Annotated in this window: 23 protein-coding genes and 1 pseudogene; 14 read left to right on the forward strand and 10 right to left on the reverse strand. The window is 64.1% G+C overall.

What is annotated here, in order from left to right; all coding sequences use genetic code 11:
* Positions 1 to 70: 70 nt before the first annotated feature.
* Positions 71 to 964 carry a PA4780 family RIO1-like protein kinase gene (locus ACZ9GA_RS25155; RefSeq protein ID WP_457360010.1) on the reverse strand — a complete coding sequence of 298 codons (894 nt, stop codon included), beginning with the start codon at positions 962 to 964 and terminating at the stop codon, positions 71 to 73.
* 450 nt (positions 965 to 1,414) lie between these two features.
* Here ACZ9GA_RS25155 and ACZ9GA_RS25160 point away from each other — a divergent pair.
* Together ACZ9GA_RS25160 and ACZ9GA_RS25165 are read left to right on the forward strand one after the other, a co-directional pair.
* A pseudogene (locus ACZ9GA_RS25160) lies at positions 1,415 to 2,347 on the forward strand (cache domain-containing protein); the annotation flags it as partial.
* A 129-nt stretch (positions 2,348 to 2,476) separates the two neighbouring features.
* Complete coding sequence (locus ACZ9GA_RS25165) at positions 2,477 to 3,205, forward strand: methyl-accepting chemotaxis protein (protein ID WP_476227676.1); 729 nt, start codon at positions 2,477 to 2,479, stop codon at positions 3,203 to 3,205.
* Positions 3,206 to 3,331: 126 nt separating this feature from the next.
* On the opposite strand, the gene ACZ9GA_RS25170 is transcribed toward ACZ9GA_RS25165, so the two are convergent.
* Both ACZ9GA_RS25170 and ACZ9GA_RS25175 read right to left on the reverse strand, forming a co-directional pair.
* Positions 3,332 to 4,318, reverse strand: coding sequence for an autotransporter outer membrane beta-barrel domain-containing protein (locus ACZ9GA_RS25170; protein WP_457360008.1), 987 nt, complete (start codon positions 4,316 to 4,318; stop codon positions 3,332 to 3,334).
* Between the two features lie 154 nt (positions 4,319 to 4,472).
* Positions 4,473 to 5,261 carry an AraC family transcriptional regulator gene (locus ACZ9GA_RS25175; RefSeq protein WP_457360006.1) on the reverse strand — a complete coding sequence of 263 codons (789 nt, stop codon included), beginning with the start codon at positions 5,259 to 5,261 and terminating at the stop codon, positions 4,473 to 4,475.
* A gap of 88 nt (positions 5,262 to 5,349) precedes the next feature.
* Between ACZ9GA_RS25175 and ACZ9GA_RS25180 the strand changes: the two genes are divergently transcribed.
* Positions 5,350 to 6,384: a bile acid:sodium symporter family protein gene (locus ACZ9GA_RS25180; RefSeq protein ID WP_457360004.1), complete on the forward strand. Its 1,035-nt coding sequence runs from the start codon at positions 5,350 to 5,352 to the stop codon at positions 6,382 to 6,384.
* Here the strand turns inward: ACZ9GA_RS25180 and ACZ9GA_RS25185 are convergent.
* Positions 6,371 to 7,648, reverse strand: coding sequence for an acetyl-CoA C-acetyltransferase (locus ACZ9GA_RS25185; RefSeq protein ID WP_457360002.1), 1,278 nt, complete (start codon positions 7,646 to 7,648; stop codon positions 6,371 to 6,373). The genes ACZ9GA_RS25180 and ACZ9GA_RS25185 overlap by 14 nt on opposite strands.
* A gap of 211 nt (positions 7,649 to 7,859) precedes the next feature.
* Here ACZ9GA_RS25185 and ACZ9GA_RS25190 point away from each other — a divergent pair, with 211 nt between their 5' ends.
* The 9 genes from ACZ9GA_RS25190 (at position 7,860) to ACZ9GA_RS25230 (ending at position 16,146) form a co-directional block, all read left to right on the forward strand.
* Positions 7,860 to 9,203 (forward strand): 3-oxoacyl-ACP reductase, encoded by a 1,344-nt coding sequence (locus ACZ9GA_RS25190; protein ID WP_457360000.1) that lies wholly within the window; start codon positions 7,860 to 7,862, stop codon positions 9,201 to 9,203.
* Positions 9,204 to 9,205: 2 nt separating this feature from the next.
* Positions 9,206 to 10,060, forward strand: coding sequence for a MaoC/PaaZ C-terminal domain-containing protein (locus ACZ9GA_RS25195; protein ID WP_457359998.1), 855 nt, complete (start codon positions 9,206 to 9,208; stop codon positions 10,058 to 10,060).
* A 63-nt stretch (positions 10,061 to 10,123) separates the two neighbouring features.
* The gene (locus ACZ9GA_RS25200) at positions 10,124 to 10,963 is read left to right on the forward strand and encodes an AraC family transcriptional regulator (protein ID WP_027979609.1); all 840 of its coding nucleotides are present in this window, start codon (positions 10,124 to 10,126) and stop codon (positions 10,961 to 10,963) included.
* 48 nt (positions 10,964 to 11,011) lie between these two features.
* Positions 11,012 to 11,584, forward strand: coding sequence for a LysE family translocator (locus ACZ9GA_RS25205; protein WP_457359996.1), 573 nt, complete (start codon positions 11,012 to 11,014; stop codon positions 11,582 to 11,584).
* Positions 11,585 to 11,780: 196 nt separating this feature from the next.
* Complete coding sequence (locus ACZ9GA_RS25210) at positions 11,781 to 12,086, forward strand: MazG-like family protein (protein ID WP_455924149.1); 306 nt, start codon at positions 11,781 to 11,783, stop codon at positions 12,084 to 12,086.
* Positions 12,083 to 12,832, forward strand: coding sequence for a methyltransferase domain-containing protein (locus ACZ9GA_RS25215; RefSeq protein WP_457359994.1), 750 nt, complete (start codon positions 12,083 to 12,085; stop codon positions 12,830 to 12,832). The genes ACZ9GA_RS25210 and ACZ9GA_RS25215 overlap by 4 nt, the downstream gene beginning before the upstream one ends.
* A 16-nt stretch (positions 12,833 to 12,848) precedes the next feature.
* Complete coding sequence (locus ACZ9GA_RS25220) at positions 12,849 to 13,439, forward strand: DUF4136 domain-containing protein (protein ID WP_457359992.1); 591 nt, start codon at positions 12,849 to 12,851, stop codon at positions 13,437 to 13,439.
* A 19-nt stretch (positions 13,440 to 13,458) separates the two neighbouring features.
* Positions 13,459 to 14,022 carry a DUF4136 domain-containing protein gene (locus ACZ9GA_RS25225; protein WP_457359990.1) on the forward strand — a complete coding sequence of 188 codons (564 nt, stop codon included), beginning with the start codon at positions 13,459 to 13,461 and terminating at the stop codon, positions 14,020 to 14,022.
* Between the two features lie 243 nt (positions 14,023 to 14,265).
* Positions 14,266 to 16,146 (forward strand): pilus assembly protein TadG-related protein, encoded by a 1,881-nt coding sequence (locus ACZ9GA_RS25230; protein ID WP_457359988.1) that lies wholly within the window; start codon positions 14,266 to 14,268, stop codon positions 16,144 to 16,146.
* 8 nt (positions 16,147 to 16,154) lie between these two features.
* On the opposite strand, the gene ACZ9GA_RS25235 is transcribed toward ACZ9GA_RS25230, so the two are convergent.
* The gene (locus tag ACZ9GA_RS25235; protein WP_457359986.1) at positions 16,155 to 18,863 is read right to left on the reverse strand and encodes a PAS domain-containing sensor histidine kinase; all 2,709 of its coding nucleotides are present in this window, start codon (positions 18,861 to 18,863) and stop codon (positions 16,155 to 16,157) included.
* Positions 18,860 to 19,309, reverse strand: a complete 450-nt coding sequence (locus ACZ9GA_RS25240; RefSeq protein WP_457359985.1) for a TadE/TadG family type IV pilus assembly protein — start codon at positions 19,307 to 19,309, stop codon at positions 18,860 to 18,862. Before ACZ9GA_RS25240 ends, ACZ9GA_RS25235 begins: the two co-directional genes overlap by 4 nt.
* Before the next feature lie 74 nt (positions 19,310 to 19,383).
* Between ACZ9GA_RS25240 and ACZ9GA_RS25245 the strand changes: the two genes are divergently transcribed.
* Positions 19,384 to 19,854 (forward strand): prepilin peptidase, encoded by a 471-nt coding sequence (locus tag ACZ9GA_RS25245; protein WP_457359983.1) that lies wholly within the window; start codon positions 19,384 to 19,386, stop codon positions 19,852 to 19,854.
* 134 nt (positions 19,855 to 19,988) lie between these two features.
* A complete protein-coding gene (locus tag ACZ9GA_RS25250; RefSeq protein ID WP_457359981.1) occupies positions 19,989 to 20,759 on the forward strand; it encodes a response regulator transcription factor in 771 nt (256 codons plus the stop codon).
* Here ACZ9GA_RS25250 and ACZ9GA_RS25255 read toward each other — a convergent pair.
* Genes ACZ9GA_RS25255 through ACZ9GA_RS25270 form a run of 4 tightly spaced genes read right to left on the reverse strand, consistent with a single transcriptional unit; the run spans position 20,749 to position 23,526 of the window.
* Complete coding sequence (locus ACZ9GA_RS25255) at positions 20,749 to 21,009, reverse strand: DUF3613 domain-containing protein (protein ID WP_457359979.1); 261 nt, start codon at positions 21,007 to 21,009, stop codon at positions 20,749 to 20,751. The two genes, ACZ9GA_RS25250 and ACZ9GA_RS25255, sit on opposite strands and share 11 nt — an antisense overlap.
* A 15-nt stretch (positions 21,010 to 21,024) precedes the next feature.
* Positions 21,025 to 21,732 carry a tetratricopeptide repeat protein gene (locus ACZ9GA_RS25260; protein WP_457359977.1) on the reverse strand — a complete coding sequence of 236 codons (708 nt, stop codon included), beginning with the start codon at positions 21,730 to 21,732 and terminating at the stop codon, positions 21,025 to 21,027.
* Positions 21,733 to 21,755: 23 nt separating this feature from the next.
* Entirely contained in the window at positions 21,756 to 22,640 is an 885-nt protein-coding gene (locus ACZ9GA_RS25265) for a type II secretion system F family protein (RefSeq protein ID WP_457359975.1), read from the reverse strand.
* Between the two features lies 1 nt (position 22,641).
* The gene (locus tag ACZ9GA_RS25270; RefSeq protein ID WP_457359973.1) at positions 22,642 to 23,526 is read right to left on the reverse strand and encodes a type II secretion system F family protein; all 885 of its coding nucleotides are present in this window, start codon (positions 23,524 to 23,526) and stop codon (positions 22,642 to 22,644) included.
* Positions 23,527 to 23,529 lie beyond the last annotated feature (3 nt).

Raw genomic sequence — 23,529 nt, forward strand, 5'->3', positions numbered from 1 at the left:
GGCCCCTGAGTTCGCTGAAGATCTCGAGCGTGGGTAAGGGCTAGCGCAGCCTTTGGCTGCGGCTACAGGTTTACTGCAGCCACGGGGGTGGCGGCTCTTCGGCTTTGGACGGCGGGGCGTCGTCGGCGGCGCGCGCGGCCTGGCGGCGGGCTTCGTCGATGCGCGCAGCTTCGATTTCGCGCATTACGCTGTTCACATCCGCCACGCTGTCGTCGTCGGCGAACTGACCAGTCAGCACGCTTTCGGGGTGCAGCTTGCCCTCTTCGTACAGCGCCCACATTTCACGGGCGTAGCGCGTGTCGCGCAATTCAGGGGCAAAGCGGCCGAAGTAGCTGGCCATGTTGCCCACATCACGCTCCAGCATGCTGAACGCGTGGTTGTTGCCCGCCGCATCCACCGCCTGTGGCAAGTCGATGATCACCGGGCCATCAGGCCCCAGCAGCACGTTGAACTCCGACAGGTCACCATGCACCAGGCCGGTGCAGAGCATCAGCACGATCTGGCGAATCAGAAACTCGTGGTACTCGCGCGCCTGGTCGGCGTCCAGTTCGACGTCGTTGAGGCGCGGCGCCGCGTCCCCATATTCGTCGGACACCAGTTCCATCAGCAGCACGCCTTCCAGGAAGTCGAACGGCTTGGGTACCCGCACGCCAGCACTGGCCAACCGAAACAGGGCCGCCACTTCGGCGTTCTGCCACGCTTCCTCGGCCTCTTTGCGCCCGAACTTGGACCCCTTGGCCATGGCGCGGGCCTGACGGCTGTTACGCACCTTGCGGCCTTCCTGGTATTCGGCCGCCTGACGAAAACTTCGTTTGTTCGCCTCCTTGTAGACCTTGGCGCAGCGCAGCTCTTTACCACAGCGCACCACATAGACCGCTGCCTCTTTGCCACTCATCAGTGGGCGCAGCACCTCGTCGACCAGACCGTCCTCGATCAGGGGTTCAATGCGTTTTGGAGTCTTCATCAGCTTTTATTGTGGGTCCTTTGTAACCAAACACGCGGGAATGCAATGGTTCGGCGGCCATCCTCTCACAGTGGCGCCACAATGCCGACTTTTCCCGAGCAAAGGCAATGCCAAGCTCTGTAAGCAACTTTTGCCACTGAACCGTTTGACCCTTCTGCCCCGAAAAATTCAGCTCAATTTTTTGGTATACCAGCCGACACTACCAGCGCAGGCCTCCAAAAAAACCACGCCTGCGCACTGCCTTTTGTTTTCGATGAACTGCCCCTTTTATATAAAAAAGATTCTGGAGCGCGGATGAACATCAAACAGAAACTGACCTGGGCCTTTGCGGTGATCGCGTGTCTGCCGATCATCCTGGTGGCAACCCTGGTCATCCTCAATCTGCGCAGCGATGCCAGATCCAACTTCGTCGATGGCAGCAGCCGCGAGATCCGCCAGGTGGCCAATGCCATGCAGCTGTTCTTCGATGGCATCAGCCAGAACGTCGACTTCCTGGCCGCGCACCCGCTGGTCAAGGGCGCCGATGCCAGTATCAAGAGCTACATGGGCGCCGACGCCCCGAGCATTCCCATGGGCGAGAAGGACAAGCAACTGTTCGACTTCTTCGCCAGCCTGGCCGCCAGCCACCCCAACTATTCCTACGTGTCGTACGGCACCAGCAACGGCGGCTACGCCTTCTGGCCCGGCGACCCGAAAATGGCCAGCTACGACCCGCGCCAGCGCCCCTGGTACAAGACCGCCATGGCCAACCCCGGCAAAACCGTGCGCACCTCGGCCTACTACTGGGCCGGTGACGACGCCGTGCTGGTCAGCACCGTGCGCGCCGTGGCCAATGAACTGGGCAGCCAGGGCGGCGTGGTCAACATCGACGTATCACTTAAGGGCCTGACCGAGATCGTCAAACAGATCAAGCTGGGCGAAAGCGGTTACCTGATGCTGATGGAGCGCGACGGCACCGTACTGGTCGACCCCAAACAGCCCGAACACAACTTCAAGGCCCTGGGTAGCCTGGGCGAGGGCTACGCGCAGCTGGCCACCGCCGGCAAAGGCCTGGTGGAAGTGCAGATCAATGGCGAGCGCTACATGGCCAACGTCTGGCCCTCCGAGCAACTGGGATGGACTTTCGTAGGCCTGATCAAGCAGAGCGAGGTGATGAGCGGCGCCACCCAGCTGACCTGGCTGATCGCTGGCATTGCCGCGGTACTGGCAATCATCTTCGCCGTGGTGGGCGCCAGCTTCGCCACCGTCATCGTGCGGCCAATCCGCAGCGTAGCCAGCGGCCTGGAGGGCATCGCCCAGGGTGAAGGCGACCTGACCCAGAACCTGAGCATCCGCGGCAACGACGAAACGGCGCAGCTGGCCAACTGGTTCAACCAGTTCCTGGGTGCCATTCGCAGCCTGATCCAGCACATCGGCGGCGCGGCGAACAAGATCCTCGCCAGCTCCAGCCAGTCCACCCAAGTGTCGGCCAACATGGCCGATGCCGCTGGCCGCCAGCGCGAAGCGGTGGACATGGTGTCCACGGCCTTCCATGAAATGGTTGCCACCGCCAACGAAGTGGCCCGCTCGTGCAGCCAGGCCGCGGACTCGGCCGACAGCGGCCAGCGCCAGGCCCGCGAAGGCCAGCAGCAGATCGATGCAGCGGTGAACAGTGTCGATCGCCTGAGCCAGGAGATCGAGCAGTCGGCGCAGTCAATTGCCCAGCTTGAACGCGACAGTAACGATATCCAGTCGATCCTGGGCACTATCCGCTCCATCGCCGAGCAGACCAACCTGCTGGCCCTCAACGCCGCCATCGAGGCTGCACGGGCTGGCGAGCAGGGTCGCGGTTTTGCCGTGGTGGCAGACGAGGTGCGGGCGCTGGCCAAACGCACCGCGGACTCCACCGCCGAGATCGATGGCCTGCTGGGCAACCTGGCGCAACGCACCAGTCAGGTGGCGCAGCAGATGCACGCCAGCCTGGAAGTGTCGCAACAGTCAGTGGAGCGCATCGGGCAGGCGCGGGCCAGCTTCGGGCAGATTCGCGAGTCGGTGGATGTGATTCGCGACATGAACACCCAGATCGCCACGGCGGCCGAAGAGCAGCATCAGGTGGCCGAGGACATCAATCGGCACATCAGCCAGATTCATGGCGATGCGCAGTTGGTGGCGGAGTTGGCCAATACCGCCCGCACGGATTCGCAGAGCCTGGCGGGGCTGTCCAATGAGCTGGATGCGTTGGTGCGGCGCTTCCGCACCTGATTGGCATATAGCACTGTAGCCGCTGCCGCCAGGCTGCGCTGGCCCTTGTCCACGCTGAACATCTCCAGCGTACTCAGGTGCCAGCAAAGCCTGGCGGCAGCGGCTACAGGTATCGCAGACGCCTTGTCAGAACGCGTAGCGCAGGCCGACGTTCAGGCCATATGGCTGCTCGACTCGCTTCCCCTTGGCGTATTCGACATCGGCATTGAGCTGCACCCGCTCCGACACCTGCGCCGCCACGCCCACGCCATATTCATAGCGACCGCCCGCCATGTCGTTGGTGTAGTAACGGTCGGCTACGTAGACTTCGTTGGTGTCGGCAAACTCACGGGCGTACGCCACCCGGGCATAAGGCTGCAGGGCGCCGCCATCCGCCGTCATCAGGTTGCGCCCCACCTGCAACCCAGCCTTGCCCAGCATGGAATGATTGCTCTCGGAATGGGCATCCAGACCGTAGTTCAGCTCATGATCCTTACCCTGCACGGCCACTGCCGACAGCTGCCCGAACGGTTTCAGGTACCAGCCGTCATCCAGCGTGATCACCTTGCCACCCTCTACCGACGCGCCGAGCGCCAGGTTGCGGTACTGCCCCTTGATGCGGTACTCGCGGAAGCTCGACTTGAGGTCGTTGCGCAGTTGGTTGGCCTTGACCAAGCCATCCAGGTAATACCCTTCCTCATTCATCCAGGTGCCGTACGCCCCCAGGTAGTAACTGGACAGGTAGGCGCTGTCGCTGCCTTTGATGCTGAGGTTGGACCGGCTGTAACCGCCCATCAACCCTACCCGCGCCTCGTCGCTCAGGCTTGCATCGATACCCACCGTGAAGCCACCCTGGCGCTGGGTGAAGTCAGCTCCGCTAGTGGGCGAATAGCGCGATTTGCTGTTGAGGGTGCGCACCCATACCCCCTCTTGGCCACCCTGGTTGCGCAACTCATCGAAGCGCCCGCGGATACCCGACAGCTCGCCGTACCAGGCCTGCGTGCCGGCACTGGCGGCCGCCAGAATGGCGCGTTCGCCCGGGTAGTAGGCAGATGACGCCTGCTCGGCCTGCGCGGTGTGGCTGAGGACAGCCACGCTGGTGGCCAGCAGTGCGATGGAGAAATGCTTGCTCATGTTCAACCTTCCTTAGTTGTGATTGCCGTTGGCCAAGACAAACTACGGAGGTGTGCAGCGCTTGCATTTAGGACGCGACCGTCACGGGCTGCATGAAAGATCCCGATTGAGAGCCAGCGCTTTAGCTATGCATTGTGGGAAACATGGCAATTGCCTACCGGAACAATTCCCCAGGGGTAATCCCGAACAGGCTTTTGAAGGCCGCGATGAACGCTGAAGTGGAGTCGTAGCCGCAGGACAGCGCCGCCGTGGTCACGCTGCGCCCCTGCTCCAGATGATCGAGGGATGAGAGCAGCCGCATGCGCTGGCGCCAGCCACGGAAGCTCAGGCCGGTCTCGCGCTGGAACAGGCGCATCAAGGTCTTTTCCGAAGTGCCCATTCGGCTGGCCCAATCGCTGAGGGTCACGGCCTGTTCGGGGTTTTCGATCAGTTCGTTGCACAACGACAGCAGTCGCGGATGGCGCGGCAAGGGCAATGAGAACCCCACCTCCGGCAGGCTAGCCAACTGGTCCAGCAGCACCTGGGCCAGGCGTGCCTCGGCGGTGTCACCTTCCGGGTAGTCGACCGGCAACTGGCAGAAGCCTTTGATCAACTCACGGGCCAGGGGCGTGACTTCCAGCACCCGGCAGCGCGGGCCTGCCCACAGCGCGTCTTCGCGACGCACGTACAGGCTGCGCATTTCGGCGCGCATGGAGGTCACCACTTCGTGCTCCATGCCGGCCGGAATCCATACACCCCACTGCGGTGGGGCAAAAAAACTGCCCTCGGCGGTGTGCACACCGAGCACGCCACTGATGGCGTAGGAAAACTGAATCCACTCATGAGTGTGGCGTGGCGTCCAGGAACCGGCGCTCAGGCTCTCGGCACGGGCGTAGAGCGGGCGTGGCAGGCGGGTCAGGGCAGGAATTCGGCGTGGCAGGCCGTTTTGTCCGTTAGTCGGCATCGATTGGCCTTGTGTCGCAAGACGGCAGAAGATGGCCCACGGTAATCTTTGCGACCAATGATTACAAATCCGTCCGCAGGATCCCGCTATGCAAGCGCTCAAACACCTTAAACGCGTAGTCACCGACTGGTTTCTGCTCGGCATGTTCCTCGCCACGCTGCTGGCGTACTTCTTCCCGCGCTTCGGCGCCAGCGGCGGCTCCATGCACGCCGAGTACGTGATCAACGCCGGGGTGTTCGTGGTGTTCTTCATGCACGGCATCAACCTGTCCGGCGAGCAGATCCGTCACGGCCTGAAAAACACCCGGCTGCACCTCATGGTGCAGGTATTCACGTTTGTGGTGTTCCCGCTGATCTGGCTGGCGTGCGACAAGCTATTCGGCGCATTCGTCTCGCCGACGCTGATGCTGGGCTTCTTCTACCTGTGCGCCCTGCCCTCGACCATTTCTTCGTCGGTGGCGCTCACCGGCAGCGCGTCGGGCAACGTGCCGGCGGCCATCCTCAATGCCAGCCTGTCCAGCGTACTGGGCATTTTCATCACGCCGTGGCTGGTGAGCCTGGTGGTGGGTACTGGCAGCGGCGGCATCGACCTGGGCAAGACCCTGCTGGACCTGTGCGCCATGCTGTTGCTGCCGCTGGTGCTGGGCCAGCTGATGCGCCCGCTGCTGGGCAAATTCTTCGCCCGCTACAAGAAGTACACCAACGTCATCGACAAGCTGGTGATTCTGCTGCTGGTGTACGCCGCGTTCTGCAACTCGATGGTCTCCGGCCTGTGGCAGCAGCAGGGTGACACGGTGCTGGTCACCGCGTTTGTCGGCACGGCGATCCTGCTGGCGGTGATCCTGGTGCTGACCACGCGCAGCGCCAAGGCTTTGCACTTCAACCACGCCGACGAGGTGGCCGCGGTGTTCTGCGCCACCAAGAAATCCCTGGCGGCGGGTGCGCCCATGGCAGCGCTGATCTTCGGCGCCAACCCGGGCCTCGGGCTGATCCTGCTGCCGATCATGATCTACCACCCGCTGCAGTTGATCGTCTGCTCGGTGATTGCCGAAAGCTACTCGCACCGCATCAAGGCGCAGACCCTGGCCGAGATCGACGCCCAGGCCCCGGTCAGCGTTCGATAATCGCGGTGACGCCCTGGCCGCCGGCGGCGCAGATGGAGATCAGCCCGCGGCCGCTGCCCGCCTGGGCCAGCAGCTTGCCCAGGTTGGCCAGGATGCGCCCGCCGGTGGCGGCGAAGGGGTGCCCGGCGGCCAGGGAGCTGCCCTTGACGTTGAGTTTACTGCGGTCGATAGACCCAAGCGGCGCATCCAACCCCAGGCGCGTGCGGCAGTAATCGGGGTCTTCCCAGGCCTTGAGGGTGCACAGCACTTGGGCGGCGAAGGCTTCGTGAATCTCGTAGTAATCGAAGTCCTGCAGGGTCAGGCCGTTGCGCGCCAGCAGGCGCGGCACGGCGTAGGCCGGGGCCATCAGCAGGCCCTCGTGGCCGTTGACGAAGTCCACCGCCGCCGTCTCGCCGTCGCGCAGGTAGGCCAGTATCGGCAAGCCGCGCTCGCGCGCCCAGTCTTCGCTGCCCAACAGCACCACCGAGGCACCGTCGGTCAGTGGCGTCGAGTTGCCGGCTGTCAGGGTGCCCTGCGCGCTGCGCTCGAACACGGGCTTGAGGGCAGCGAGCTTTTCCAGGGTCAGGTCAGGGCGCAGGTTATTGTCGCGGGTCAGGCCCAGGAACGGTGTCACCAGGTCGTCGTGCCAGCCATCGGCGTAGGCGCGGGCCATGTTCTGGTGGCTGTGCAGGGCCAGCAGGTCCTGGTCTTCGCGGCTGATGTGCCAGGTTTTTGCCATCAGTTCACAGTGTTGGCCCATGGACAGGCCTGTGCGCGGCTCGCCATTGCGTGGCAGTTCCGGCTTGAGATGATGCGGCCGTAACTGCAGGAACGCCTTGGCCTTGTCCGCCGTGCTCTTGGCGCGGTTGACCTGCAGAAGAATCTGGCGCAAGCCTTCGCTAACCGCGATCGGCGCATCGGAAGCCGTGTCCACACCGCCAGCAATACCGCACTCGATCTGCCCCAGGGCGATCTTGTTGGCCACCAGCAAGGCCGCTTCCAGCCCGGTGCCGCAGGCCTGGGTCACGTCGTAGGCCGGGGTTTGCGGTGACAGGCGCGAGCCCAGCACGCATTCACGGGTCAGGTTGAAATCACGTGACAGCTTCAGCACCGCCCCTGCCGCCACCTCGCCCATGCGCAGGCCATGCAGGCCGAAGCGTTCGATCAGGCCCTCCAGGGCGGCTGTCAGCATGGCCTGGTTGCTGGCCCGTGCGTAAGGCCCGTTGGCGCGGGAAAAGGGGATGCGATTGCCGCCGATGATGGCGACCCGACGCACTGCATTCATGTGAGACTCCCTGTAAAAGTGGGCAAGGTACCCATTACCGTAGCCGCTGCCGCCAGGCTGCGCTGGCCACATGCCTCGCCGGAGATTTCCAGTGTACTCAGGGGCCAGCGCAGCCTGCGGCAGCGGCTACGGTAGATCAAACGTGCCCGAGCGAACGACTGACCCGCTAACGTGGTCCACACTTTGAACTCAATCTGCCGGGGAGCGTTCCATGTCCGACCGTTATATCGACTTCGCCAATTCCGACATCGGCCGCCGCCTGGTAGGCGCCGTCGGGCTGCCCACCCCGGCCCGGCTGGAGCGCTGGCAGGCCGGGCGGCTGCGGCCGATCGAAGGCAGCTTGCTGGTAGGCGGCGGGCCACTGGCGGCGAAGGTGGCCGAATTTGCGCCGAAGCTGACGGACAGCGCCTTCGCTTTTGCCAGCGAGGGTACCGCCCTGCCCGCCTGGACCCCTGGCCTGGGCCCGAAAATCAAGGCCGTGGTGTACGACGCCAGCCATATCGCCGACATCAGCGAGCTCAAGCAACTGCGTGAATTCTTCCAGCCGTTGATCAAAAGCCTCGACAACAGCGCCCACCTGCTGGTGCTGGGCCGCGTGCCAGACGGTCTGGAACCTGCCGCGCACATTGCCCAGAAGGCCATCGAAGGCTTTACTCGTTCGCTCTCCAAAGAACTGCGCAACGGCGGCGTGCTGCAACTGCTGCAACTGGACGCTGAGAGCGAGCTGGAAGGCGCCCTGCGCTTCTTCCTGTCGCCCAAAAGCGCTTTTGTGGACGGCCAGGTGCTGCGCTTGGGCGCGTGCGCCACGCAGGTCGCCGATTGGACTCGGCCCCTGGCCGGCAAGAAAGCCCTGGTCACCGGTGCCGCCCGAGGCATCGGCGCTGCCATCGCCGAAACCCTGGCGCGCGACGGCGCCGAGGTGATTCTGCTGGACGTGCCGCAGGCCAAGGCCGACCTCGACGCCCTGGCCGCACGCCTGGGCGGGCGCACCGTGGACCTGGACATCTGCGCCGCCGATGCCGCGCAGCAACTGATCGCGGCGTTGCCCGATGGCGTCGACGTGGTGGTGCACAACGCCGGCATCACCCGCGACAAGACCCTGGTCAACATGACGCCCGAATACTGGGACTCGGTGCTGGCCGTGAACCTCAACGCCCCGCAACGGCTGACCCAGGCGCTGTTCGACAGCGGCACCCTGAAGGACAATGGCCGGGTGATCCTGCTGTCGTCCACCAGCGGCATCGCCGGCAATCGCGGGCAAACCAACTACGCCGCCAGCAAGGCCGGGCTGATCGGCCTGGCCCAAGCCTACGCGCCGACGCTGGCCGAACGTGGCGCCAGCATCAACGCGGTGGCCCCTGGCTTCATTGAAACCCACATGACCGCGCAGATGCCTTTCGCCCTGCGCGAAGCCGGCCGGCGCACCAACGCCCTGGGCCAGGGCGGCCTGCCTCAGGATGTGGCCGAGGCCGTGGCCTGGCTGGCGCAACCGGGCAGTGGCGCGGTCAACGGCCAAGTGCTGCGGGTGTGCGGCCAAAGCGTGGTGGGGGCTTGAGCATGAGCGTGCACTGGCAGGACCTCGACCGCGTCGCCTCCCTTTCCGGCCTGTCCACCCGCGCCGCGCTGCGCCGCAAAATCAGCGGCCAGCAGTTGCCGGACACCGGCCTGCGCGCCTGGCTGACGGTGGATAACCAGCGGGTGGCCGCGTACCGGCAGGTGTGCGGGTTCGGCGAAAGCGGCCTGTTGCCGCCCACTTATCCACACGTCATGGCCTTTGCCCTGCAGATGCAGTTGCTCACCAGTCATGACTTCCCTTTTCCACTGCTGGGCCTGGTGCACTTGAGCAACAGCATTCGTGTGCTGCGCCCCTTGGGCGGCCTGAGTCGCGTGCATGCGCGGGTACATGTGGACAACCTGCAACCTCACGAGAAAGGCGCGACCTTCGACCTGATCACCCGCATCGACGATAGCCTGGGCCCGCTGTGGGAAGAGACCAGCGTCATGCTGTGCCGTGGCGTGAAGCTTGAAGGGTCCCCGGCCGCCGAGTTGCAGGCCGGCACGGCGCCGATGCTCGAACAGGCACGCTGGTACGCGGGCAACGACTGCGGCCGCCAGTACGCCAAGGTCTCCGGCGACTACAACCCGATCCACCTGAGCGCCGCCACCGCCAAACTGTTCGGCTTCCCCACCGCCATCGCCCATGGCATGTGGAGCAAGGCACGCTCCCTGGCGGCCTTGCGCGAACAGCTGCCGGCGGCCAATTACGACGTGCACGCGCAGTTCCGCAAACCCGTGCGCCTGCCCAGCGAGCTGGTGCTGTGGGCCAGCACCGGTGGCGCCAGCGGCCAGTTTGAACTCAAGGGCAAGGGTGACTTGCTGCACATGGAAGGCCACTGGTCGCTGATCGAATGATCCGCCCGGGGGCTGCACAAAGCTTCTAGACAGCCCCCGGCGCGCGCGCGTTAAGCTTGGCCCATGAACCCTGCCAACTGGATCGACCTGGCCCAGGACCGGGAAACCGGCATCGAAACCCTGCGCGCCCACTTTTACAAAGGTCATGCCTACGACCCGCACTGGCATGACAGCTACCTGGTGGGCGTCACCGAGCAAGGCGTGCAGCGCTTCAACTGCCGGCGCACGCGGCACGACAGCACACCGGGCAAGATCTTCCTGATCGAGCCGGGCGAGATCCATGACGGCGAAGCGCCAGACAATGCCGGCTTCACCTATCGCATGTTGTACCTGGACCCGCAGTGGCTGGAGCGCGAACTGTCCAGCCTGTTCGAGGGCGCCCCGGCCAACCACGCGCTCAGCTTCGCCGAAACCCTGACCCAAGACCCGCGCCTGGCCCACGCCGCCCTGTTCGCCTTCGGCGCGCTGCACGGCCAGGAACTGCGCATCGTGCGCCAGAGCGCCCTGGACGGCTTGCTTGCGCGCCTGACCGAGCACACCCAATGGCGTCAGCGCCAGGCCAGCGATCCGCGCCTGCCACTGGTGGCGCAACGCGCCCGCGACTACCTGCACGCCCACTGCTACCGCGACCTGGGCATGGACGAACTGGCGCTGGCGTGCGGCGTGGACCGCTATCGCCTGACCCGCGCCTTCAAGGCCGCTTACGGCCTGCCGCCCCACGCCTACCTGGTGCAACTGCGCCTGGCCCGCGCCCGTCGCCTGCTGGCGGGTGGCGCCTGGCCCGCCGATGTGGCCAGCGACCTGGGTTTCGCCGACCAGAGCCACCTGGGCCGCTGGTTCCTGCGCGCCTATGGCATGACGCCGGCGGCGTACCGCAAGCGCTGCTCAAACCTTCCAGACTGAACCACAGACGTGGTTGATCATGGCCACTCCCTGCCTTTGGAGCCTGCCATGCTCGCCTTTTTGCTGTTCGCTTTCGTCGCCTCCATCACCCCCGGGCCCACCAACATCCTGGTGCTGAGCAACAGCGCACGGTTTGGCCTGCCTGCCGCGCTGCCGATCATCTTCGGCGCCTGCGCGGCGGCGGCGTTGATCGTGCTGGCGGTGGGCACCGGCCTTGGGCGCACGCTGATGACGCTGCCCTATGTGCAACCAGCCATGACCGTGATCGGCCTGCTGTGGCTGACCTCCCTGGCCTGGAAAATCTGGGCCGCACCTGCAGAGGCCGTCGATGCCCGCGATGAACGCCGGTTGAGCGTGGCCAGCGCGGCCAGCCTGCAACTGGTCAACCCCAAGACCTGGATGATGGCGCTGGCAGTGGTCAGCGTGTTCAGTGCCCGGGGGCTGGCGGTGCACTGGCTGGCGCTGGCGTTTTTCCTCGTCTCGCTGCCGTGCATGGCCTGCTGGGCCCTACTGGGCGCCGGCTCCGCCCGCTGGCTGCGCTCGCCCCAGGCCATGCAGCGCATGAACCAGGTGCTGGCGGTGTTGCTGCTGATCTCAGCCTGGACGGCCGTACTCGCCTGACCCTGTAGCCGCTGCCGCCAGGCTGCGCTGGCCCCTGGGTTCACTGAAAATCCCCAGCGACCATCTGGGCCAGCGCAGCCTGCGGCAGCGGCTACAGGGAAATGTGCATCCGTTTCAGCCCCCATACAGATTTTCATTCGCGTCGCTCTTGCGCCCCGCGCCCCTGCGCCCCAAGCTTGAGGTACAGGAGAGCACCATGAACCTCGAAGAACTGACCCAACGCCTGCATCGCATCCGCGACAACAATGACTGGCGTGGCTTCCACAGCCCCAAGAACCTGGCCATGGCCGCCAGCGTCGAAATGGCCGAGCTGGTGGAAATTTTCCAATGGCTCAGCGAAGACCAGTCGCGCCAATTGCCAGCCGACCAACTTGAACACGCCGGCCAGGAAGTGGGCGACATCGTCCTCTATCTGCTGCTGTTGTGCAGCGAACTGGGCCTGGACATGGAACACGTGGTGCGCAGCAAACTGGCCCACAGCGAAGCGCGGTTTGCCAAATGAGCGACCGTCATTTCGACCAACTGGCCACCCGCTTCGCCGAGAAAATCTATGGCGGCGCCAAGGGTGCCATCCGCCTGGCCGTGCTGCAGGCCGACCTGACCGAAGCCCTGCCCCAGCGCCCGCTGCGCGTGCTGGACATCGGCGCCGGCCTGGGCCACATGTCGCTGTGGCTGGCTGAACAGGGCCACCAGGTAACCCTGGCCGAACCCGCCGAGCCCATGCTCGACGGCGCCCGCCAGCGCTTCGCCGAAGCAGGCCTTGCCGCCACGTTCATCCAGGCGCCCTGGCAGGACCTGCCCGGCCTGCTGACCGAACAATACGACCTGGTCATCTGCCACGCCGTGCTGGAATGGCTGGCCGAGCCGCACACCATCCTGCCGGTACTGCACAGCCTGGTAGCCCCCGGCGGCTGGCTGTCGCTGGCGTTCTACAACCGCGACGCGCTGGTGTACCGCAACCTGCTCAAGGGCCACTTCCGCAAATTGCGCAGCAACGACATGGCTGGCGAGAAGCAAAGCCTGACCCCGCAAATGCCCTTGGACCCGCGCGAGTTGCAGGCGCAACTTGATGGCCACTGGCTTGTCGAAAGCAGAAGCGGTGTCAGGGTATTCCACGACTACATGCCGGTCGACTTCCAGAAGAAGGCCGCGCTCGATGACTTGCTGGAAATGGAACTGGCCTACCGGCGCCACCCGGCGTACGCGGGCCTTGGCCGCTATCTGCACTGGATCTGCCGTCCCGTCTGACGCTGTGGAGATCACCATGTACCGCCCATTTGCCCTGAGCCTGATCTGCCTGACACTGGCGGCCTGCCAAAGCCCCAACCCTTACACGGCCAGCTCCAACCCGCTGCCACCTGCGCCGCCGCAAGCGGCGCAGAGCTTCGACGCCAGCGCCTACCCGGCCGCGCCCCGGGACTTCGCCAGCTACCGCAGCTGGACCTGGTTCAACCACCAGTTGCCGCCGGGCAGCCCCCTGGCCGACTCCAACCAGATTGCCGAAGCCGTCAGTGAAGGCCTGGACCAGCGCGGGCTGCGCCCCGCCCGCAACGGCCCTGCCGACCTGCTGGTGAGCACCGATGTGCGCATGGAGAAACGCCTGCGCCAGGTGCAGGAAGACTACGGCCCGGGGCCGGGGTATGGCCCCTACGGCCCGTACGGCGGCTACCCGCCGGTGGTGCGCACCTATGAAGTGCAGGTGATGGTGGTACGCCTGACCCTGTTCGACGGCGCCAGCGGACAGCCGGTGTGGAGCACCAGCGCCGAGAGCGACGGCCGTGGCAGCATCAGTCAACGCGGCGATGCCTTGCGCACAGCCGTCAACAAGGCCCTCACGGCCTACCCCCCACGCTAGGCAAAGGGAGAACGTCATCATGTTCCGCCGTCTTGCATTACTGTCACTGGTTGCGCTGCTGCTCAGTGCGTGCGAAAGCAACCGGGTCAATCACGACTTCGATGCCAGTCGTGACTTCGCCGCCTACCGCAGCTGGAGCTGGAAGACCCCGGCCCTGCAGTACCGCCCTGATGACCCGCGCATCAAGAGTGACCTGACCGAGCAACGCATCCGCGAAGCCGTGGCCAGCGAGCTGGACCAGCGCGGCCTGCGGCCAGCCAAGGCCGGCGCCCAGGGTGACCTGAGCGTGCAGACCTACCTGATCGTGGAAAACCGCCAACAGCAGATCACCACCAACTACGGCGGCGCCTGGGGTGGTTACTGGGGCGGCTACTGGGGTGGCCCGGCCTACAACGAAACCCGCAGCGTGGACTACAAGGTAGCGACCATTCAGGTGGACCTGCTGGACGGCCGCGACGGCAAGCTGGTGTGGCGTGGCAGCTCGGAGCAGGTGATGAACAATTACCCGCCTAGCCCATCCGAGCGTACCGCGGCCATCCAGAAGACCGTGACCAAGGTGTTGTCGAACTACCCGCCGAAATAGCGTGACCCCCATCGCAAACAACGCCGCCCCCTGTAGCAGCGGCCGCCAGGCCGCGTCACGGACGCTGCGGTATACCTGATTCAACGCGTGAACCTGACGCAGCCTTCGTCAGCTGCTACAGGCCTGCATCGCGACCAAGAACGGCGTAGGAGCCGACCTTGGTCGCGATGCGGGCAACACCGACCTCACCTGCTACGCTGAAACACACCCACTGGATGTGACAGTGTCAGCAAGGAGTGCTCGATGGTCCCGCGCTTTGCTTCTGTGCACCGGCAACGCGGTGCTATCGGGTTGATGGCGGCGATTACGCTGGGGATGGCGTTGTTGTTCATGTTGCTGGTGATCGACACTGGGCGCTTGTACATGGAAAAGCGCGCGCTACAGCGAGTGGTCGACACTGCGGCGCTGGAAGCCTCCAACCTCAATGCCGTGTGCAGTGGCACCGGCGTCAACGCCCTGACCCAGGCCAAAGCCAGCGCCGCGCGAAACGGGTACACCGTGGGCAGCGGCAATACCCTGACAGCGACCTGCGGCACGCTGACCACCGGCAGCAACAACCTGCGCACCTTTACCGCCAGTACCACTGCAACCCAGGCCATCCAGGTAACGGCAGCTCAGACGGTAACTACCAGCTTCGCCAATGGGCTGTGGACGCTGCTGGCCGGCGGTAGTTTCAGTACCAATACCACGCTGCATGCCACGGCTACGGCGGGGTATGTGGGGGATCCTTTGGCACAGCTCACGATTCGCAGCGGGTTAGTCAGCATCAGCAGCAGCCAATCGGCCCTGCTCAACGCCTTAATTGGCGGAGTTCTGGGTGGTAGCCTGAACCTGACTGCGGTCCAATACCAAGGGTTGGCCAATACCAACCTCAACTTGCTCAGTTACCTGAACCAGGCCGCCCTATCCGCCGGTGTCACAGTGGGGGACTACACCACGCTGCTGAATACTAATGTGAGCGTCGCGACCTTGGTGCAGGCAGCCGCCACAGTGGTCCAGCAAAGTGGCTCAGCCGTCTCTGTAACCTCGACCCTTGGACAGATCTCAGCGCTGGGCAGCGGCTCTACGATCAAGCTGGGGAGTTTGATCCAGGCAGCCACTGGTACCAGCACCGCCGGGCTGGATGCCAACGTACAGTTGCTGCAATTAGTGCAGGGGCTCGTTCAGGTGGCGGGAAAAGGCAAGGCCTTGGATATCAGCGCCGGTGTGAATCTTGGGGCGCTGGCCAACGTCAGTGTCAAATTGGGCCTGATCCAGCCCCCGCAGTTTTCGGCTACCGGCAACCCTGATCGTGCCAAACTCAATCCAACGGGAGCCGACAGGATTTACGTATCGACCGCACAAACCCGACTGTTGATTTCGTTTCAATCCGGCTTGGTCAATAGCGCCGTTTCGCTCGCGACGGGAGCCATCAACTTTTTGTCAGACACCCTATGTATAGTTGGCACCTGCACCGCGATGCCAGACGCAACAGCGAGCGTCTCAATTGACGTAGGGGTATTGGCTGCCACCGGCAGTGCCTATGTCATCAAGCCTGACTGCACAGGCACGAATAAAGCACTCACCGTTCAATCTGACCAGTCAGCGGCTACGATCATTCTAGGCAGCATAGATTCAACCAGTTTCTTTTCATCGGCCAGCCCCCCCGTAGACAGCCCGCTTACCCTGGTGGATATCGGCACGAAAACCTGCACCCGCAGCTTGCTCGGAGCATTAGTGTGCGGTGCCAGAACCCCATCAACTATCGCCACGGTCAAGCTGGGTGGCAACTTCAAAGTGGCCCCTGGTACCAACACTTCAGTGTACACCCCTGCCCCCAACGTAGGGCAGGCACCGCTTTACAAGACATTTTCGTCAAACAACATCGTAACCAACCTTGGCAGCAGCTTATCCAACTCCACCCTGGTGTCAGTCAGTAGCAACTCGGGCGGCCTCTTCGCCCTGGTGGGAACTATCGTGAGTACTCTCTTGGGCAGCGTAGGCTCAGCCTTGAGTGCAATACTGGGCCCATTGCTGGACCCGATAATAAATAATCTGCTAAGTCTTTTGGGCTTAGACCTCGCCACCCTCGACGTCGGGGCGAATCTAACCTGCCATACTGGCCGTTCACAGCTGGTGCTGTAGCCTGGCGGCTACGAGGCTGGGGCTGTCGCTTCCGGTTCTGACCGGGCGATGGGCAGCTCAATGCAGAAGCGCGCCCCTTCTTCGGTGTTGACCACACTCAACCGCCCACCCATGTTTTCGATGATGCCGTAACTCACCGACAACCCCAGCCCAGTGCCCACACCGACCGGCTTGGTGGTGAAGAACGGTTCGAAGATTTTCTCCAGCAAGCGCGGGGGAATGCCGCCGCCATTGTCCTGCACATAGAGCCGCACCTTCTCCTCATCCGACTCCCCCGTGGTCTCGATCCACGGCTCAAGCTCACGATTGCCTTCACGCTTGGACAGCAGGGCATCCCGGGCATTGACCATCAGGTTGATCAGCACCTGCTCAAGCTGATCCACATGCCCGCGCACCTGCACGTCCAGGGTCATCTCCGGCACGCGCAACTCCACGCCCTTGCCTTTCATGCCCTCGGACAACAGTGACAAGGTGCCCTCCACCGCCACCTTGGGGTTGAACAGTTGCATCTCGATTTCCGAACGGCGGCCGAACACGCGCATGTGGTCCACCACCCGCGCGGCGCGCTGCACCTGGGAGTCGATGCGGTTGAGCTTGTCCTGCAGGTAATCGATCTGCACATCGCCGTTGCTCAGGCGCTTGAGCACGTTGACGATGGCCATGCGCATTACGTTCAGCGGCTGGTTGATCTCGTGGGCAAGGCCGGTGGCCATTTCGCCCAGGGTGGCCATTTTCGCGCTTTGGGTCAGTTGCTGCTGGGTGCGGCGCACTTCGGTGTTGTCGCGGCCCACGGCCTGGATCTCCACCAGTTGGCCGCGATCGTCGAACACGCCACGGTCCGACCACACCCACCATGCATGCTCGCGCCCCGGCAATTGCAGGGCGATTTCCGACGCGCTGACGGGGTTTTGCGGGGTTAGCGTGCGTACGCGCTGGATGAACGCAGCGCGCTGCTCATCGGACAGCCAGTTACCCAGGTTGATGCCTGGCAGCTCGTCGGTGGTGCACTCCAGGTAACGCGCCAGCGGCTGGTTGCCGAAGGTCAGGGTCAGGTCGGGGCGGTAGCGGCAAATCATCGCCGGCGAGTCCTCTACCAGGATGCGATAACGCTCTTCGCTTTCCCGCACGCGCTCCGAGGCGACGGTGGCTTCGGTGATGTCCAACCACAGGCCCACGGCCTCCACCGGCATGCCCAGGTCGTCGCGCAACAACCGCGCCTCGTCCAGCAGCCAATGGTAGTTGCCCTGCTTGTCGCGCAAGCGATAACGGCTGCGCACGGCGCCTTCGCGCAGCAGTTGGCGAGTGCGCTGGAAGTAGCCATCGCGATCGTCGGGGTGTACCCATTGCGCCAGCTCGCCGTCCTGGCAGTCTTCCAGGGTCCAACCCAGCAACGGCCGCAGGCTGTCGCTGAAAAACGAGGGTTGCAGGGCGCCCTCGGCATAGCGTTGCACGTAGATGACCGCCGGCGAGCTGGCGATGACGTTGTCCAGGCGCTTGTGGGCGGCCGTGGCCTGCTGTTGCTGGTTTTTGATGTCGCTGATGTCGAGCATCATGCCCACCACGCGACGGATGCGGTCGCCTTCCAGCACCCGCCCCTGGATGCGGTACCAGATGGGCGTGTCGGCATTGTGCAGGCGCACGCTGAGCATCAGTTCATGGCCACGCTGCACGTCGCGCAGGCGGCTTTGCAATTCAGTGCGATCGGCCGGATGGATCAGGGCCAGCCAATCGGCCAGCGCCAGTTGCTCCGGCGCATGCAGCGCCTGGGCCAGGCCAGGGGCCAGTTGCAGGCTGTCGCGTTCGGGGAAGAACTCCCACCAGCCGGTGCCCATCAGGCCCTGCAAGGTTTCCAGGCGTTCCAGCTGATGACGATGGCCACGTTCGGCCAGCCGCGCCAGCACCGGGCCGGCAAGCGCAGCCAGCAGCGCCACGCCCTGCTCGCGCAATGCCGTGGGCACGTCAGTGGGCGGCAAGGCACACAGCAACCAGCCCACCACGCCCTGATTTTCACGATAGGGCACCAGGCAGCCAGCGGCCGGGGCCAGCAGGTCGGTGTCCACCACGCTGTGACTGTCCAGGCCAGCCAAACTGCGGTTAAGCCGGGTTTCTGCCGGCCAGAGGGTGATTTCGCCGGGGCGCAACCAGTCAGAGAACAAACGCCACTGCGCCGACTCACTGTCACGCAGCACCAGCGCCACACCGGGCAGTTGGCAATGGCTGGCGATGCCGTGCAGTTGCTCGACGAGCACCTCGTCCAGGCGCTCCAGGCTACTCAAGCGCAGGCGCTCGCCAATCGTGGCGAGCAGACGCTGGAACTGGCCGTGATCCTGCTGCTGGCCGCGCTCGGCCAGCAGATCGCTGACATCGAAGACCTGCAGCACCCAGCCCTCACTTTGGTGCTGCACCCAGCCGCGGGTCGGCAAGGCGCCATCGCTGGCCTTGAAGTCCAGGTCCAACGTCTGCCCCTGCCAGTCGGACGGTTCGCCTTCTACCGCGAGCCGACTATTGGGCATCAGGTAAGTCGCCAGGCGCCGGTCAGTACCGGCAAGGGGCGCCAGTTGGTGGCGCAGCGGACCACTGACACGCAGCACTTGCCCTTGGGCGTCGAGCAACAGTTGCAAGCCACTGGTGACCTGCGACGCCACTTCGAGGGCGACCGGCAGCACTGGCGTAGGCTGCGAACGCCATCGCCCGAACAGCTTCTCGCCGGCACTCAAAGGATAAGGCTCGCCGAAGCCGTCAGGGTGGTGGGCAGGCTAGGCACCTGACCAACCCCGGGCAACACGAGGAAAGGCAATACGTTGCTGATGTTGCTGGAAGGGTAGCGGATGGTGACCGTCAAGGAACTGCCTGCCCCGGTGTAGCTCACTGAGATATAACTCGAGTTGAAGTTCAGGCCCGGCGGAATCCAGGTCAAGGCATTGGCCGTGGCAGTGGTGGCCGTTGACCTGACCAACGCTGCGTAATTGGAGCCTGACGTAGTGGGGTCGATCGACACCGCGCGCCGCACGCCTTCGGCACTGGCCTGGTTGAATGATTGCATCATCAGCAGCGGCAGGCTGTAGGCCACCACCCCGTAGAACACCGCGAAAAAGATCACGAACACCAGCGCGAACTCGATCGCGGCGGCACCTTTTTGCTTGCGGGGGAGGCTTGCATTCATGATCGCGTCTACCCTGACAGTACACCTGTGTTAGAGCATAGAATCATTCGACAAAAAGGGACGTTTTTTACCGGATGCCAAGCCTAGTACTCCTGATCTGGTTCACCCTATGCGCCGAACAGGACATCCGCCAGCGGCAGGTTGCCAACGGACTGACCTTGGGCGGAGCCCTGTTTGCGCTTTTCTTTCTGTTCTACAGCGGCCATACGTGGCTGGGCGGCTCGGTCGAGGAAGCCGGCCTGGCACTGGCCATCGCCATGGTGCTTACCCTGCCCGGCTACATGACGGGCCGCTTGGGTGCCGGCGACGTCAAATTGCTATGGGCGCTGGCGCTGGCCACCGACCGCATGCATGTGCTGGGCACCTTCATCGGCGCAGGGGTGGTAATGATCGCCTGGGTGCTGCTGGGGCCACGCCTGTGGAAGCAATTGAGCATCAAAACACGCAAACGCCTGCATAACCTGCAACCGGACCCGACCACCAAGCCGCCGTTCGTACCCTTCCTGCTGGCCGGCTTCCTGGCGTCGCTAGTCTGGATCCATTGATCGGCCACCGCACTCATTCCATGTACATAGTCGCAAAGTAGTACTACCTTCAAGACAGCAGCCTGGTGGCCATCATGTGCCACCAGGCCAATGGACACGACCGTCTACATCAGGTCGTCAGCAGGGAGTCGCCCGTGAACAAGCCCGCCTCACCCGTCGCCGTGCTGGTGGTCGACGACCAGCCACCGATCGTCGAAGAGCTCTGTGAATTCCTGCAGGCCCACGGTTACCGCTGCGTCCCAGCGTTCAGCAGCCAGCAGGCACTGGAGCGTTTCGCCCAGGCAGCGGATATCGGCCTGGTACTGTGCGACCTGCACATGCCCGGGCTGGACGGCATAGAACTGTTGCGTGAACTGCGGCATATTGCCGGGAAAGCGCGCCCTTTCGAGCCGATCATGATGACCGACCGCGCCGGCAAGCAGGAGGTGATAAAGGCCTTGCGCGAGGGGTTCGTGGATTACTACCAGAAGCCGGTGGATACCGCCGAGCTGCTGGAAGGCCTGCGCCGACATGAGGCCAGCCTTGCCGAACGCCAGGAAGAGTACCGCCAACTGGGCGATCTCAACGAAAAGCTGCAGTACCTGAGCGAATCCATCGAGGCGCTATACCAGGACCTGGAACGTGCGCAGCGGCCACTGCGTGGCGAGGTCAGCAAAGCAGCCCGCGAAAACGTGGCGCTGATCATCCCCCCCAACTTCAATCAACTGTCGCCCCGGCAACTGGCCGTGGCAAAACTGGTAGGCAAGGGCCAGACCAACTACCAGATCGCCTGCGAACTGGGCATTACCGAGAACACCGTAAAACTCTACGTCAGCCAGGTACTGCGCCTGACCCACATGCATAACCGCACGCAACTGGCCCTGGCCATGAACCCGCGCCAACGCGAACTGCGCTCTACTTGCTGATCTCGCCCGAGTCTTCGTCCGTGTACCACTGCGGGATTTTCAGCGTGTAGCTCTCCAGCCAGCGCTTCATCGCCGCCTCTTTCTCCACGGCCGTGGTGGCTTGTGGATTGCGCGACGCTGCGGCGCCGCTGCTCTGCAACTGCAGCCACTGCTCGGTGCCCTTCTGCGGCGCCGACGACGGCCCCGGCTCGATGGCCCAGGCCGGACCTGTGATCAACGCTGCCGCCACGATCAATGCCTTGGCACTCATGCTGCCTCCTGCGGGTTATTTGGCTGACGGGGTCGGGGTATCGATGGCCGCGACCACCTTGCTCCCGTGCTTGAGCTTGTCGGCCCGGGCCTGGGCATCGCTGACCTGGTCGGGCGTGAGGTTGGCGCGGGTCACCAACTCGGCGGCCTGCTTCCAGTTGTCCTGATAGATCAGCAACGTCACCAGATTGGTGGCCGCCAAGGTATCGGACTGCTTCAGTTCCATGGCCGTGAGGAACTCGAAGCGGGCATCGTCCAGGCGCAGTTGATTGAGGTACACCACCCCCAGGTCATTGCGGATGCGCTCATCGGTAGGCGACAGACGAGCGGCCCGTTGCAAGTGACTCATGGCCAAGCCATTGTCGCCCCGCGCCGCCGCCAGCTGGCCGAGTCCCTGCTCGCCTTCGGCGGCCATGCAGGTACCGATCAGGCCACGGTACAGCGGCTCGGCTTCGCCACGCCCCAACAGGCGCAGCACCCGCGCCTTGCGCACCCGCACTTGCACCAGGTCAGGCGGCAGGCCTTCCAGGTTGGCCAGGCTGGCGTGCAGGCGACCTTCGTTGGCCATGTCATCGGCCAGGTTCAGCGACAATTCCTGCTCCGGGGTGGGCTTGGCGCACATTCCGGGCCGGGCATTGCCGTTGAGCGCCTGCAGGTCAAATCGGCCGTCGGCGGCGCAACCGCCCAAGGCCAGCAGCAGGGTTGCCAGTAACACTACTTTCATCCGTGAAACTCCGGTATGCAGCATCATCGTACAAAGGCCCGCGACAACGCCATGAAGCCGGGGCCAGCCAATATGATCAACAAGGCAGGAAACAGAAAAACCATCATCACCACGGACATCTTGCCCGAGAGCTTGGAGATGTATTCCTGCAGCCCCGTCAGCCGCCGGTCATCCAGCAGTTGCTTGAGCGAAAGCAGGGACTTCATTGCGCCCCCACCCTGGCTGATCAACTGGCGCAGAATCACGCAGGTGTCAGTGAATTCATCCACCGCCAGCAGGCGGGCCGCGCTGTCCAGTTGCTCCCCAAGCTCCAGCCCTGAATCCACGCGATTCAGTACGGCACGCAGTTCACTGGACAACACGGGCAGCAGCGTCCGGGATTCGTTGGTCAACACGCGCAGCGCCTGCTCCACGGCAAGGCCTGACTCGAACAGAATGCGCAGCAGGGGAATGAAGGTCGACACCTCCCGTGCCACTTGCTGCTTGCGACGCTCGGCGGCCCAGGCCAGCACACGCTTGGGCAGGATATAGCCCACTCCCAGGGCGAAGATCGGCGCCAGCATGTCATGTTGCACCGGCTGGAAAAACACCGTCTGCAGGCTCCACACCAGAATCAACGCCACCAAGGGCGTGCCCACCTGCCAGGCGGCAAATTGCGAACGCTGGCTCGCCCGGCGCCAGCCAATGCGGTCAAGCAGGGTCTGGGTTTCGCTGTCCAGGCTGACGGCCCGCTGCCCGAGCCGACTATCACCCAGCCGCTGCCAGATGCTGCTGGTACGCGGGTCCACATCCAATTCGCCACGCAGGCGCCGGGCCACCAGCCGCTCGCGGCGACGCATGTCCACATACTGATTCGCCAGCAGGCCGGCGCTCAGCAACAGTAGCAATGCACTGACCAACATCGCCATGTCAGATACTCCTCAACATGCGCCACAGCGCCAGGCATCCCACGATCTGCAAGCCGATGGCCGCCATCAGCATGTACTGGCCACTGGGGTCGTACCACATACGGGTCAAGTAAGTGGGATTGGTGACCAGGAAGTAGCCCGCTACCGCCGTCGGCAGCCCCGCCAGCACCATGGCGGTCATGCGTGTCTCGCCGGTCATGGCCGCCAGTTGCCGTGCTGCCTGCTCCCGTTCACGGATCAGCTTGATCAGGTTTTCCAGCAGCTCGCTGGCGTTGCCGCCGAAGCGCTGATTGATGCGCAGGCCCAGGGCAAACAGACGAAATTCGTCGCGCTCGTACAACTCGGCAAAATCCTCCACCGCCTCGTCCAAACTGACACCCAGCCGCACGTTGCGATCCACCCGCACCATGGCCTCGCGCAGCGGGTCGCTGCTGGCGTCCATCGCGCCCAGCACCGCGTCGGCCAGGGTGCGTCCCGACTTGAGGCTGCGCACGGTGTAATCCAGCATCGACGGCAGCTGCTGGATCATGCGCTGCACCCGGCGGCGGTACAGCCAACTCACGTACAGTCGCAGCCCCAGGGGCGGCAGTAGCAGCGCCAGCATAAACCCGAACCAGCTGCCGCTCAGTGCGCCCAGCAGCACGATGAACGCCCAGACCGCCAGGAAAATCCCCACGCGATCATTGGGGCGCCCCAGGCCTGCACGCAAGAACCAGCGTTCCAGCCAACGCATCAGCGGGCGTTCGCTGGGCGTGGCCGCCTGGCCTTGGCCCAGACGTTCCAGCACACGCTTGTCGCCTGTACGGCGCAGCCCGGCGAAGAAGAACCGCACGGACAGGCCAAGCAGTCCCGCGCTCAGCACGCCCATCACGATTGCCGCGATCATGCT

It is taken from the genome of Pseudomonas sp. TE3644 (assembly GCF_056278815.1).